Source organism: Nocardia sp. NRRL WC-3656, from assembly GCF_000720265.1.
Classification (GTDB): domain Bacteria; phylum Actinomycetota; class Actinomycetes; order Mycobacteriales; family Mycobacteriaceae; genus Nocardia; species Nocardia nova.
In genome coordinates this window covers 23210-36764 of the sequence record NZ_JOJF01000026.1, presented here as the reverse complement: position 1 = coordinate 36764, position 13555 = coordinate 23210, and the positions used below count along the sequence as shown (strand labels likewise).

Genomic DNA, 13555 nt, shown 5'->3' with positions numbered 1-13555 from the left:
TAGATCTACCGTCACAGGAACACCTCCACCGGCCCAAGGCCGTTGCCGCTGATCTCGCGCGCGGCCGCGGTGACGGCGTCGATGTACCGCTCGACACGATCGGCGGTGAACCGTGAGGTCGGGCCGCCGACCGATACGGCTGCGATCACCCGTCCGTCCGGTCCGCAGATCGGTGCTGCCACCGCTGAGGCCCCGAACTCGCGTTCACCGTGTGAGACGGCGTAGCCCGCCTGGCGTATTGTCTCGACCTGCCGCTGCAGCTCCTCGAAGCTCAAGCCTTTGCGGCGTGCGGCGACTTCACGCGACACACTTTCGGGTGCGCTGCCCAGGAGGATCTTTGCCGAGGCTCCGGTGGACAGGGGGTAGGGCACGCCGACCCCCACTACGCTGCGCACCGTCGCAGTGCCTTCGACCTGCGCTATGGACACGCGGTTGAGTCCTTGGCGGATGTATATGTTGACCGTCTCGCCTGAGGTGTCCACTAGCTGCTGCATGCGCTTCTTGGTTTCTTCCCCGACCTCCCACAAGGAATCAGCAAGCATTACCCAGCGCAGAAAACTCGGGCCCGGACCGTAGGTGGAGTCGCTGCGGCTGGTGATCAATCCCAGTGATTCGAGTGTGGCCAACAAGCGCACAACGGTGGTTTTGGGCAGCCCCGTCGATGTCACGATCTCACGGAGCTGCTTGGTCGGATGGTGCTCGTCGAATAGTTCCAATACCTCAACGGCGCGTGCGATGCTCCGCACGCCGCCATCAGCGCGCGACGGCGCGGTACCAGTGTCAGCCATAGCTGCAACTATAGACCACTGCGTGGTTTATGAAAACCGTATAGTGGGTTGACAACGACCGGTGGGTATGTTTCTCTGATCACACCGAACCGCATAGCGGATCATATGAACCGTTTGATGGTTCGTCTGGAGTCGGAAAGGGAGTTCTGTGAGCGGTAGCGCCCGACGTCACGAGGCCGATCTGATCGTGGTCGGCTGTGGAGCAGGCGGCCTCGCCGCTGCCACCCGGTTCCTCGAGTCTTTCCCGAGCGGGCGTGTCATCGTTCTCGAACGAACGACCAAGAGTCAGCGTGGCGGCAACACGGCCTGGACCGGTGCCTTCTTCCGGCTCAAGGCCGATGGTTCACCGGCGTCAGACTTCTCGGAGCGAATGCATGTGCTCAGTGAAGGTAAGACCGACCCGGCTATCATCGCTCGATTGGCCGCGCAAGCGCAGCCAACCATGGAGTGGCTTGTCCGCAATGGCGTGAATACTAAGGCGGACCTCACCTATTTCCTCACCTCGAATGGCCCGCGTCTGATGCCGGCCGGCGGGGGAGCAGCGATCGTGGAAACTCTGGCGTCCCGGCTGGAATCGCTGGGCGGCGAAATCCACTACGACGCCACCGCACAGACGCTTGTACAGAACACGGCCGGCGCAGTGACCGGCGTCGTAGTAGAGGGTGGCACCCGATACGAAGCCTCGACTGTGGTGCTGGCCTGCGGAGGCTTCGAAGGCAGTCCCCACCTGTTGAACCACTACCTGGGAGAGCGTGGGGACGAACTCACCCCGATCGCCCCAGGCGGTCGGTCCAATCGCGGCGAAGGGATCGTCATGGCGATCGCGGTCGGCGCAGCTACCGATGGTCAGTTCGAACGGTTTCACGGCGAGCCGGTCGATGCGCGAAGTCATGCGCCGGAGTCGCTGGTGATGGTCTACCCCTATGGGATCCTTGTCGACCATCGCGGCAAACGCTTCCTGGACGAGGCGACCGACACTCCGGACAACACCTTTGAGTCGGTGGCTTACCGGATCTGGCATGACGCCGATCAGTTTGCCTACGTCATCGCCGACCAAAAGTTGATGCGCCACGATATAGCGCGTGCGGTGCTGACAGACCGCGAACCCGAAACTGCCGACTCGGTCGCCGAACTGGCCGCGCGCCTCGACATCGACGGCGGGGCGCTGACCTCGACTGTTGCGCGCTACAACGCGGCGGCCCGACCCGGTCCTCTCGATGTCACCCAACTGGATGGCATCGCAACCGAGGGGCTCGAACCGCCCAAATCGAACTGGGCGCGCCCCATCGATGAACCGCCCTACGTCGCCTGGCCCGTGCGGTGCGCCATCACGTTCACCTTCGGAGGCCTGAAAACAGATGACCAGGCTCATGTCATCGACCGTTCGGGTGCGCATATACCCGGTCTCTACGCAGTCGGCGAGATAGCCGGTATCTACCACCACAAATACCCGGGAGCCACCTCTGTACTGCGGGCGCTGGTCTTCGGGCGCATCGCAGGCGAAGAGGCGGCGACCCGTGCACTTCACCCAATCAACCCGCCCAACCCACCAGTCGGTCCTGATCATTAAGGCAATGCACGATGAAAACGATCACCCCCTCGGACCCAACCAGAATGCTCCGGCGCGCTGCCCTGGCGAGTCTGGTCGGAACAACCATCGAATGGTTCGACTTCTTTATCTACGGCCTCGCCGCTGCCCTCGTTTTCGGAAATCTGTTCTTTCCGTCCCTCGACGCACACAGCGGTCGACTGGCCTCCTTCGCCACGCTCGGAGTGGCCTTCGTCGCACGCCCTATCGGCGCCGCGGTTTTCGGGCACCTTGGCGACCGACTCGGCCGCAAAGCAACCTTGATCGCCACCCTGGGAATTATGGGATCGGCTACCGGTCTGATCGGAGTACTGCCGACGTATCACACGATCGGCATTGGTGCTCCTCTGCTGCTTGTGGGGCTTCGTATGCTGCAAGGAATCGCGGTAGGTGGGGAATGGGGAGGTGCGGTGCTGATGTCGGTTGAGCATGCACCGACCGAGAGGCGCAGATTCTACGGCTCAGCACCGCAGATGGGCAGTCCAATAGGTCTGATCCTGGCCACCGGCGTTATGGCCGCGGTCGCTACGCTTCCCGACGATCAACTACACGCGTGGGGCTGGCGGATTCCATTTCTTACGGGCTTCGTCCTGGTAGGCATCGGATTATTCATCCGTCTGGGTGTCGCGGAACCTGAGCAATTCTCCACCCTCAAAATTGCGGGCAAAACCTCACGTATGCCGCTGCGGGAAGTCCTGACGAGTGGTCTTCGAGGGCTGGTCGTCGGCACGGGCATGCAGGCGTCGGTGAACGTGGTGTTCTACCTCATCGCGGTGTACTTCCTCACCTACGCCACCACCGGCCTCGGCATGAATCGGGACACAGCACTACTGATCGTCATGGGAGCCGCAGTAGTGGATCTGCTCGTCCTGCCGGCAATTGCTGCCGCGAGCGATCGAATCGGCGCCCGGGTGGTTCTGCTGTTCGGCACGGTATTTACCGGCGCGGCTGCCTACCCATTCTTCTGGCTTCTCGACGGCAGCCAGCTTGTCGAGACAGCAATTGTCGTCACAATAATGCTGGTCGGTGCTCATGCCACCGTCTACGCGGTGATATCGAGTGTGATCGCAGAGCAGTTCGACACCCGCGTCCGCTACAGCGGCACCGCTATGAGCAACGCGCTCGCTTCCGTGTTGTTCAGCGCTCCGACGCCACTGATCGCCGAAGCTGTTGTCGGCGATGGATCACGTTGGTGGCCCCTGGCGCTGATGACCTTGGGGTCGGCCGTCATTTCCCTGGTTTCGGTTGCCGCGATCACCCGAGTCTCCGCCCCCGTCGGTGCCCTCGAAGCCGCCGTGAACCTTCCCGCCGTCTGATCCACGAAAAGGAGAACCAATTCCGATGACCGCACCCGAGAGCTACACGATGCTCATCGACGGCGAATGGCGTGCCGCCTCCGACTCGGCCACATTCGCATCGGTCAATCCTTTCGACCTGACGGCGTGGGCATACGTCCCAGCTGCCACGTCCGAGGATGTCGACGCCGCGGTGACTGCCGCCCGACGCGCCTTCGATGACGGCCCGTGGTCGACGTCGACTCCGCTGTATCGGGCGACCCTGCTTCGACGACTGGGTGACTTGATCAAAGCCAACGCCGCGGAGCTGGCTCGGATCCAGGTGCTCGAAAATGGAAAGCTCATCCGCGAGGTAAGCGGCCAAACCGCCGCTCTGGCCAATCATTGCTATTACTTCGCCGGTATTGCCGAGAGCCCGTTGGGCGAGACACTGGCCTGCAGTGTGCCGAATATGCAAGCGTTCACGGTGCGCGAGCCGATTGGCGTTGTTGCTGCCATTACCCCTTGGAACAGCCCACTGGCACTGCTGTTATGGAAACTGTGCCCGGCGTTGGCTGCGGGTAACACTGTCGTAGTCAAACCGTCGGAAATTACTCCCGTATCGACGCTTGTGCTGGCCCGTTTGTTCCACGAAGCAGGATTTCCGGACGGCGTGGTCAACGTCGTTACCGGTGCCGGCGTGGTCGGCGCGACCTTGAGCGCCCATCCAAATGTCGACAAGATCGCGTTCACGGGATCCACGGCAGTTGGGAAGAAGATCGCGGTGACCGCGGCAGAACGGCTCGCGAGAGTTTCACTGGAACTCGGCGGTAAATCGCCGAATATCGTCTTTCCCGACGCGGATCTTGCTGTCGCGGTCAACGGTGTTATCGCGGGCATCTTTGCCGCCACCGGCCAAACTTGCATGGCTGGTTCCCGCGTCCTCGTGCACGCTGACATCCACGACGAGTTCGTGCAGTCTTTGACTAAAAGAACGGAGCAGATCAGAATCGGCGACCCGCTCGACCCGGAAACAGAGATGGGGACAGTTGCATGTCGAGCTCAATACGACAAAGTTATGTCGTACATCGACGTTGCCAAAAGCGAAGGAGCCAAACTGGTTGCCGGAGGTTCGCGGCCGGATGACCCGGCCTTGGCCGGCGGCCTGTTCGTGCAGCCCACTGTATTCAGCGACGTTACCAATGACATGCGCATCGCGCGTGAAGAAGTGTTCGGGCCGGTTGCTGTAGTCATCCGGTTCGTTGACGAGGACGAGGCAGTGTCCATCGCGAACGACACGACTTTCGGCCTCGCCGCCGGTGTGTGGACTCGCGATATTGCGCGCGCGCATCGTTTGATTCGACGGTTGCGTGCCGGAACGGTATGGGTAAACAATTATCGTAAAACGGACTATGTCGCACCCTTCGGTGGATTCAAGGAAAGTGGAATCGGCAGAGAAAATGGTGCACATGCTATTGAGGAGTATACGGAGGTGAAAACCGCTTGGATAGACACCGGAAACGTTATCGCGGACCCGTTCAACCCTCGAGCCTGACAGACTTCAACCCTCTCGACTGAGGCGGGTTCTGGACCTGCGGGGGCGGTGAGGCAAAGGCGCAGACCGCAGCAGTACGCTCGGCTCGGATGGCGGCGCGAGCGCTGAATCCGATACAACGAAGTGTCGGAACGACAATGAGGTCGAACTGCGGCCACCGCAATCGCACAGTGGAAGAATTTAAACAGTGAATAGGGCAGTCCACAGCCGGTGAGCGGATCACTACCTTGCTTAGTCACAGTGGACATCGACATGGAGATAAAACTCCTGCAGAGCTCCTGCTGCGGAAATGTCGATAGATATCGCCCACTTTGGAAAGAATCCTGCATCAACTGATCCTCTATAATCGACTCTTTCGATTCGAATCGAGGGCGGTGAATCATGTCCATAATGGGTGAACTCCACCTGGAAAACACGCACGAAAGTCACCTTCAATGATGAAGAAAGTTGCTATTTCAATCGCACTCGCCACCACCCTGACGATCCCCGTATATGCAGTTGCAGAGCCGGTGCCGGGCCCCGTTACCGGTAATGTGGGCTACACCGCGGCCGTAGACCGGGATTCAGTAATCATCAGCACGGATGCGGGTTCGATCGGTGATAATGCCGGCGTACTCGAGATCAGGTCGGCGGACGGAAAAGTTCTAGCCGGAACGGCCTTGTCGTTCCGGGTCGACGACTTCGAGTTTCCGATTGCTGCCGAAATTCACGAGCGCACTGCGACCCTGACGCCTCGGTTCGACCTCGCGCATGCGACCTACAAGCCGGTGTCTCTGCCGTTCGAAGATCAAGCACCGTTTAAAACCCAGTACGACCGCGAACAAGCTGCCTGGAACCGGCTCAGCAGTACCATCTTGATGGGCGCGACCGTCGGTTCCCTCGTTGGTGGTGTCGGCGGTGGAGCTGTCGGCTGCCTGCTCGGCGGCATTGCGGGCGCCACGGTTGCTGCCGCAACCATCGTCGGCCTCTTCGGTCCGTTCATTCCCGCGGCGGCACTTGGGTGTATCGGCGGAATTATGGCTGTCGGCGCGTTGGGCACCCTTGCCGGCCAGCTACTGGTCACCGCGCCCGTGGCCATTATGGCCGCCGTGCAGTATTTTACTACGATCAACCAGCCGCCCCCGGCCAAGTAATCAGGCAAAAAGGGTGTCGGCGCCACCTCGAGGTGCGTGGCGCCGACATCGACCTCCCCGCATAGCCGGCGAGGCCACCCGCTCCGCGTAGTGATCGCTATTGCCAGTCAGGGCCGGGAGCGAGCTACCTGGTATTAATTCACTTGTCGATCCGTGATCAGGTGCCAGAAATGGCCGACTTTCTTTCCGAAAATCCAAGCCCGAACCCGAATAACAATGAGTGCCATATCCGGGTCCGGTTCTTCAACCCGGCGATCGAACTCGATTATCACGCCAGCCGGGATGCTGCTGCCATGTTCGCCGCAGCGGTAGCGTCCACTGCGGCAGTCACGATCGATGCGGATATCACCCCCGCCATGCCACTCCTACCGTGTGCTCGGTTATGGACGGTACCAGATCCGCCTTGGCGCTCCGAACCGCATCCTCAGCACGGCGATAGTCCACTCATTGGCGATCGCCCCCCCAGATCTGTTCTCAGGAGAATATCGTGATCAACACATTTTGCCCGCGCTGCGGACGCCTGATGAAAGAAAAGCGAGACTGTCGTTTGGGCCGTCACAAGAGCTGCGCTCCTTCAGTGAATTACTATCGTGCACGGTTGACCAAATCCGACTGGAATGCAGTCGCCGGTTGGCTTAACCCCCGCAAGGTCCGACTAATCGGCCAAATGGGAAACGAATGACGAACCGTCGACTGCGCTGATGGCCGATCTTGCCTGTCCAGGGCCTCTGACCGTAGTCGTCGATGCCGATCAGTGCTACCGCGCAGACGCGTTCACCCGATCTCTGCTCGGATCGAAGCACAAGCGCACCAAGCCCTTCACGCCCTGGCACAACGGAATGGGAAAGTGGAGTGGTACAACCGAATCCTGGCCGAGGAGTTCGTTTACGCCCGAACCCGGACCCCCGAGCAGCAACGCTCGAACGCCGTCGGCGTCTGGAATGCGCACCATAACTACCATCGCCCGATCAAGGTGTCCGTGAACGGCAAAAAGGACATCCTGGGGCTGGGAGCCTGGATCGACCGGTAGGGAGGGATGTTTTCACTGCCACGTTGGTGATCATTCGTTCCCTCCCTGTTCGGGGGTGAGGGGGGGAAGTGTGCCGGTGGGGAGTGGGTTGGCCTTTTGCAGACGGGTGACGGGGGGAGGTGTCTCGACGTGGAACGGGTTGGCCTTTTGTAGACGCAAGCCGCTCACGTTTGACCAGGGTGTTTCGTGAGCGAGGGGAGGCGCGTCGAGGTGTTGTGGGTCAGTCACCTTGCGGGATTGGTCGTTATGGTCCGGTACTCCGCCCAGCATTTTCCAAAGATTGGCAGCCTCTTCGGGTGACCGGGCATCGGCCACGAGCTTGTCGAATGCGGCGCGATCGGTCGACGACATCCTGGAGCGATATCGTGCGGCTCGAGTCAACGCGGCCGTGGTCAGCTTGTCAGGATCGTCGGGGCTGTCATGGGCGTACGCGAGCGTCACCGCGATAAGTGGATCAACCCCTGCTCCGGCGATACTGCGCATGCGAGCTGTCGTGGCAGATTTCCTCAACGTGCTGATCGTTTCAGTCGTGGCCTCGGAAATCCCTCGAACAGCGCTGAGCGTGTCCATACATCCCGATTTTGCCTCCGCAAGGACACGATCCAGAGTTGACGCCTCCAGCGCGCTGCCTTGTGCGGAGGGCGGCAATGTTTCCGTTGAGTGTTGAGCGCGGCTCAGTTGCTCACGCCCCTGTGTGTAGCGCTTCTGAGCCTCTCCGAGCTTGGATGCCCACGTATTGAGTGCGTCGTGGCCCGTTCGGAGTCCGGTCGCGATGGCGTCACCCTGCGTAGATAAGCATTTCAGAGCTTGGCTGGCGGTTTCGGCGGCCTCGCCATGCCACGAAGCTGGCAATGTGGACGAACGTGCACACTCGAGGTCTGCCAAAGCTCGATTTGTGTTGCCTACGGCCTGTTCGTACGTCGTGGCTCGCTCGCTGATGGTGCGAGGATTACCTGGGGGAATTGGGATTCGCAACGCGATGTCTATCAATGACAGCAGATGCTGCCTAACGTAATATACCGTCGATATCCGGTCGAGCTCGTCCAGCACCCATTGAAGGATCGAGGCTGCCGTGTCCGGATCATTCCGAGCGTTCTCGGCTGCTTTCACTGCTGCGTTGGTGATCATTCGTTACCTCCCTGTTCGCGAGGGAGGGTGGTGGGAGGTGTGTCGATGTGGAACGGGTTGGAGGTCGTTTGCCCAAGGGCGGGAGTCGGATCGCTCACTTCCGATCCAGACGCAGAGATGGCGGCTTTTGTGTCTTGGTCCGTCTCATGGTAGGCAGTGCTCGTCTTGGGGAGAAGATGCACCATCTCCTTGAGTGCCGCCTGAGCGGAGACCAGTTCGACAGCCCATGCCTGATTGAACGTTTCTACAGCTGCCGCTACGGAACCGAACTCGTCCACATCAGATTGTGCAGTCGCGGGATTGGACGCCGCGGCCGCCGTCATTTCGTGACAGGCGCGCGCGACGTCCGCGACAAAGATCGGAAAAGCATCTGGATCGTGAAATAGCACGGGTGCATTGCCGTCACGAGGCGCTCCGCCCGTGGTCGTTGCCAAGCTCACGCGCGGGTCCGTTCCTGTGAGTAGGAGGCGTCGCCTTGCCTAGACAGAGTCAATCGCGAGTCGCGATGTGGGGTGAGGGCGCCCATCGGCCGATATTCGGCTGCACGCGAATCGGCCTCCGAGACGCCGAACAAGCTCGCCGAGGATTCCCTGCTTCTTGGACACATGTCCGCTCCTCTTGTTGGCCGGATCTTGGAGACAGAAAACGGTGACGAGGGCGTGAACTGGAGAAGTCCAGTCGAAACCAGCCGAACCCCGAGTATCTGTGCAATAAAATATCTGCCAGATATTGTCTGCTGTCAAGAGGGTGTCGACGCAAGCGGCCACGACTGCTCCAGTGGCAGTCCTCGGTGGTCATCGTGGCTACATGGGCGACCGTCATTGGTTCGAGGCACTGCTCCGAGTGGCTCGCCGGCGTGTTTGAGGATCGTAACGTTCCTGTCGAGCTTGCGGATTCGTCGCTTCGCCACTGCTACTACGCCCGTTTTGCGTGGTTACTCCAGGCGATCGGGCAATGTCGGATTCCTCGTGGTGGCGCTGGTTGCGAGCCAGCTTGACCGCTAACGCTGCGATCTGGGCTATCGGTCGGCGCGGTTCTGTCAGCTTGAAATCCCGTCTACGTAAGGCTTCTCGGCATTCTCGGTGATTCGGCTCTTGCTCGCCCTCGCTGCGCGAGCTACATTAGCCACATGACTAACTTAGGCGATCGACTAACTTTGTCCCGTGGTCAGCAGCGCTGTGAACAGCTCGAGGAGGCGGGAGTCGCGCTACTTGCGGAAGGCGGGTGGTCTGCGGTTACCACTCGAGCAGTGGCCGAACGCGCGAACGCAAACGCGGGCCTGATCCACTACTACTTCGGAGGATTGACCGGCTTACAGGCGGCGATCGCGCGTCGGGCCGGTGCAGAGGTGACCAATCCAGTAGTAGAGGCACTGCTTAATGCACAGGGTCCGGCTTCTGCGTCAGAGGCCCTGGGCAGACTTCTGCCAGCAACTACGGCCAACGTCCGGACGCTGCGACTTGCCGTCGAGTTGATAGCCGGAATGGGCCGGGATCCCGTGCTCGGGGAGGTTCTCCGCGACAGCGTCCGCGTGGCGCGTGGCAAGCTTGCCGAGCGAATGGGCGACCTGTACCCGAACTGGACACGCCAAGAGCGGGCGGGCGCCGCGGCGCTGATCGCGGCATTGTCGGATGGGCTGATATTGCACTATTCGCTCGACAACGAGCTGCCCGCCGAGAAGGCCCTAACGGTTCTGGCCCAGCTGATCGGAGGAGAGCAGTGAAAGTCCTGGTCTCCGGGGGTGGCATCGCCGGTTTAACCTGCGCATATTGGCTGCATCGACACGGACACACCCCGGTTGTCGTGGAGCGTGCGGGGTTCGGGCCGCTGGGCGGCTACGGTATAGATTTCTCGGGCACCGGCTACGACATCGCTGATCGTATGGGCCTGTTGGATTCCCTCGCTGCACGCCAGTTGCGAGCCGAGGACCTGGTCTACGTCGACCGCTCCGGGAAGGTTACTGCGCGCCTGAAACGTCCTCTGGTGGAGAAGGTTTTGAGAGGTCCATATCTGGCATTAATGCACACCACCCTCGAGGAAGCTCTCGCTGAGGCCGTGTCGGGCTCGGTAGAGATCCGTTACCGCCACTCAATTGCCGACGTGCGACAGAGTTCATCAGCGGTCGACGTCACTTTCAGCGACGGCCAATGCGAGCAGTTTGACATATTGGTAGGGGCCGACGGTGTCAATTCGTCGACTCGGGTTCTGCTCTTCGGGCCAAACGCCCAATATGCCCGCAACATCGGTTATAAGGTGGCGTGCTATCCCGTGTCCGATGTCCCTGACTTCGAACGAGTGCGTGCTCACTACACCGAGTCGGGCCGGCAGACCGTCGTCTACGCCACTGATGTCCCCGGCGAATCGGTGGCGGTCTTCCTCTACTCGAGCCGAAATGCCACCATCCCCCCACGGGCCGAGCGAGCTCACGGGTTGCGTACGGCATACGCCGGTGCCGGATGGGTAACGGAACAGCTCCTCGATGCCGCCCCCGCGGAGGGCTTCTTCATGGACAATCTTACCCAGATTCGTATGCCAACCTGGCGAAATGGCCGGACGGTCCTAATCGGTGACGCTTGCGGCGCGATGACTTTGGCGTCGGCGCAGGGAACTTCGCTGGCGATGGCCGGCGGGTATCTACTCGCGTGCGCTCTACGCGACCATCACAATGACCCGGACGCCGCCTTCGCCGCGTACGAATCACGACTGCGCCCTGTTGTCACTGCCCGTCAGAATCGGGCGCGTGCGTTTGCGCGCAGTCTGGTTCCTCCCAGTCGCGTCGGGGTGGCCACGCAACGCCTGATTACACGACTCATGCTGCACGACAGCTTCGCACCACTGCTACGGCTGGGGTTCGGAAACACCGCCAGCATTCTGCCTCCGCTCGCTCAGGCTTCACCGTAAACACAGCACGGCCGACACTGCCATGTGCGATCAGCACACGGACGACCTCGATCGTCTGGACGGGTGGCGCGAAGAACGGGCTGGGCCGGCGTCGGAACGCCCGGCAAGGATGCCCACTGCCAAGTAGCTCGAACCGCGACGCGCCCGGCTCGCGTTCGCGCGGCCAAGTGTGCCTGGCGGTCTGCTTGCTCGGTGAGCATCTGGTGGCCTGCGCTGTCGGAGGTGCAACCGCCGACATGGGCGGCGCTCTTCCGAGGGGGCGCTCGCGACAGTTCGACAGTAGTTAGGCCTGCGACACCACCCTACCCGGCGCGGCGAGCAAGAGAGAGGCTCGCCACTGATGTGGCGCTCGCATGGATCTGCTGCCTCTCGGGGGCTCCAAGCCCGGCATTGCCGCAGTGCTGGGGGTTCGAACTCATTGGTGTGCTTACAAGCGCTCGAACCCCCGTTGGTGACGATACTATATTGATTCCATCTATTATGAACCTCATGTCGGGGCTGAACCGCCGCTCGAAGATGACCGCCGAAGCCGGGCGTGTGACCGCTGCTGAGATGAGGATGGCCGTATCTGATCAGGGGGCGTGCCGTGGGTGACGAGCTGCAGTTGGATCCCGATGGCCTGCGACGGGATAGTGTGCGCCTCGCGGAGCTCGGTGACCGGGTGGGCAAGACCTATGGCGCGCTGCGGGATGACATGGCGCGTGCACAGGGATGCTGGGGCGACGATGATCTCGGCAAAGCGTTTGGCAAAGATTTCACACCGCAGGTGCATCAGCTGCTGACAAGCTTGCGAGCGATGGGTGAAAGCTTGCGTGGGATTGCTCAGCAAGTCACGGGAGCCGCTGATGGCTTCGAAAGGCAAGATCATGCTGGCGCTGATCGGATTGAAACTGCTGCTTACGCACCGCGTCCTTTGGACCAGCGTCCGGTTCCGGGTGCGCAGGAGTCCTCGCTCCATGTAGGGACCGCACTGCCAACTAGTGGCGGGCCGGACTCACCTCTGTCGCAGCGTGGTGGAGATGCGGATGCCAGACCTGCTGAAAAGTCAGCGTCCGTCCCTGTGCTCGGTGTGCCGCCAGAGCCGCGTGCTTCGGTAGGACCCTCCCCCTCGCAGAAGCTGGGCGATCCGACGGCGTCGAATCCCGTTGTCGGACTGCAGGGGTCACCGCCACCAGACTCGCAGTTCGCCGAGAATCCGAGACACCGGCCCCAGCCGCCGCAGGTGTCATTGCCATTGCCCGCCAGCGCCGGACTTCACGGGCGACCCTCGTTGCGGACTTCAGCGGCCCAACCCAATCCGGAGCCGGGACTGCGGCCCGAAGGGATTGCCGAAGCGAGGCGAGAAACGCCATGGAACCAATTGCACCAGGGGAGTAGCGGATCTACGGCTTCGCCACCGAATCGATCGACCCCTCGATTCGGTGGCCCGCCGCGATCGTCGCAAAAGGGCGATCCGCACAAGCGCGAGCTGTCCCGGAATGCGAAGCCTCTGGCCGGGCCGCGGGGCGTCCCACCCATCTTCGCCTGGTTGGCGCGAATGTTGGCGGACCGGCACGGCGTGACAGTCGTCGGTTTCGACCTTCCCGACCTTCAGGAAATACCTGTGCGGGAGTTCGTATTTGCCGTCGACCGGGTATTGACCGAGTATCCGGCGATCGACCTCGACGTCGTAGGAGTGGCAGACCTCGGTGACGACAGCGAGGAGGTCCGGTGGCACCACGGGACGGTTGGTGCGGTGGCCGTCCGATCGATCACCCTCGGCCTACGTGACGCCTGCGGAGCGACCCAGATTCGGGAAACGCCGAAACCGGCGGCCGGGCACAATGATTCAGCTATTTACTGGGCGACGGTACGGGAACTCGGCCTGGCGCTCGACCATATCGGGGGCGGTGTGGCGCGCAAGGCTACCCAGCGCACCCTCATCGCTGAGTACCTGCGAGGGATGGCCGGCAGGTACACAACCCTCGGCGAGTTGCTGCGCGGTTACCGGCGCTGGCGTGCCGAGTGGGCACAGGCCGTCGGCGTTACGGGCGACTTCAACGTCGGTATTGCAGTCGGTGCCGCGTTCGCTGATGTCGTGCTGCACGGTGAACAGGCCAGCGTTGCAGCAAGAGCGCTGCACTCGATGCTTATCGATGCGGTCGAGCCGCTGGAATAG

Annotated in this window: 11 protein-coding genes and 1 pseudogene; 8 read left to right on the top strand and 4 right to left on the bottom strand. The window is 61.5% G+C overall.

Features of this window, described 5'->3' with window-relative positions; genetic code table 11:
* Positions 1 to 11: 11 nt before the first annotated feature.
* Complete coding sequence (locus IG65_RS0126975) at positions 12 to 788, bottom strand: IclR family transcriptional regulator (RefSeq protein ID WP_030517763.1); 777 nt, start codon at positions 786 to 788, stop codon at positions 12 to 14.
* Positions 789 to 936: 148 nt separating this feature from the next.
* Between IG65_RS0126975 and IG65_RS0126970 the strand changes: the two genes are divergently transcribed.
* The 5 genes and pseudogenes from IG65_RS0126970 to IG65_RS39315 all read left to right on the top strand — a co-directional run.
* On the top strand, positions 937 to 2358 hold the full coding sequence (locus IG65_RS0126970) for an FAD-binding protein (RefSeq protein ID WP_051756939.1): 1422 nt from the start codon (positions 937 to 939) through the stop codon (positions 2356 to 2358).
* Positions 2359 to 2369: 11 nt separating this feature from the next.
* Positions 2370 to 3692 carry an MFS transporter gene (locus IG65_RS0126965; protein WP_063833779.1) on the top strand — a complete coding sequence of 441 codons (1323 nt, stop codon included), beginning with the start codon at positions 2370 to 2372 and terminating at the stop codon, positions 3690 to 3692.
* A 25-nt stretch (positions 3693 to 3717) separates the two neighbouring features.
* A complete protein-coding gene (locus IG65_RS0126960) occupies positions 3718 to 5205 on the top strand; it encodes an aldehyde dehydrogenase (RefSeq protein ID WP_030517760.1) in 1488 nt (495 codons plus the stop codon).
* Between the two features lie 434 nt (positions 5206 to 5639).
* A complete protein-coding gene (locus IG65_RS0126955) occupies positions 5640 to 6338 on the top strand; it encodes a hypothetical protein (protein WP_156055780.1) in 699 nt (232 codons plus the stop codon).
* Between the two features lie 743 nt (positions 6339 to 7081).
* Positions 7082 to 7305 (top strand): annotated as a pseudogene (locus IG65_RS39315) (IS481 family transposase); the annotation flags it as partial.
* Between the two features lie 93 nt (positions 7306 to 7398).
* Here the strand turns inward: IG65_RS39315 and IG65_RS37975 are convergent.
* Positions 7399 to 8496 (bottom strand): hypothetical protein, encoded by a 1098-nt coding sequence (locus tag IG65_RS37975; protein WP_156055779.1) that lies wholly within the window; start codon positions 8494 to 8496, stop codon positions 7399 to 7401.
* Positions 8493 to 8936 carry a hypothetical protein gene (locus IG65_RS37970; protein ID WP_156055778.1) on the bottom strand — a complete coding sequence of 148 codons (444 nt, stop codon included), beginning with the start codon at positions 8934 to 8936 and terminating at the stop codon, positions 8493 to 8495. Before IG65_RS37970 ends, IG65_RS37975 begins: the two co-directional genes overlap by 4 nt.
* 689 nt (positions 8937 to 9625) lie before the next feature.
* Between IG65_RS37970 and IG65_RS0126945 the strand changes: the two genes are divergently transcribed.
* Together IG65_RS0126945 and IG65_RS0126940 are read left to right on the top strand one after the other, a co-directional pair.
* Positions 9626 to 10219, top strand: coding sequence for a TetR/AcrR family transcriptional regulator (locus tag IG65_RS0126945; RefSeq protein ID WP_030517757.1), 594 nt, complete (start codon positions 9626 to 9628; stop codon positions 10217 to 10219).
* A complete protein-coding gene (locus IG65_RS0126940; RefSeq protein WP_030517756.1) occupies positions 10216 to 11397 on the top strand; it encodes an FAD-dependent monooxygenase in 1182 nt (393 codons plus the stop codon). Before IG65_RS0126945 ends, IG65_RS0126940 begins: the two co-directional genes overlap by 4 nt.
* A 487-nt stretch (positions 11398 to 11884) precedes the next feature.
* On the opposite strand, the gene IG65_RS37965 is transcribed toward IG65_RS0126940, so the two are convergent.
* The gene (locus IG65_RS37965; protein WP_156055777.1) at positions 11885 to 12355 is read right to left on the bottom strand and encodes a hypothetical protein; all 471 of its coding nucleotides are present in this window, start codon (positions 12353 to 12355) and stop codon (positions 11885 to 11887) included.
* Between the two features lie 570 nt (positions 12356 to 12925).
* On the opposite strand from IG65_RS37965, the gene IG65_RS0126935 reads away from it, so the two are divergent.
* Positions 12926 to 13555, top strand: coding sequence for a hypothetical protein (locus IG65_RS0126935; RefSeq protein ID WP_156055776.1), 630 nt, complete (start codon positions 12926 to 12928; stop codon positions 13553 to 13555).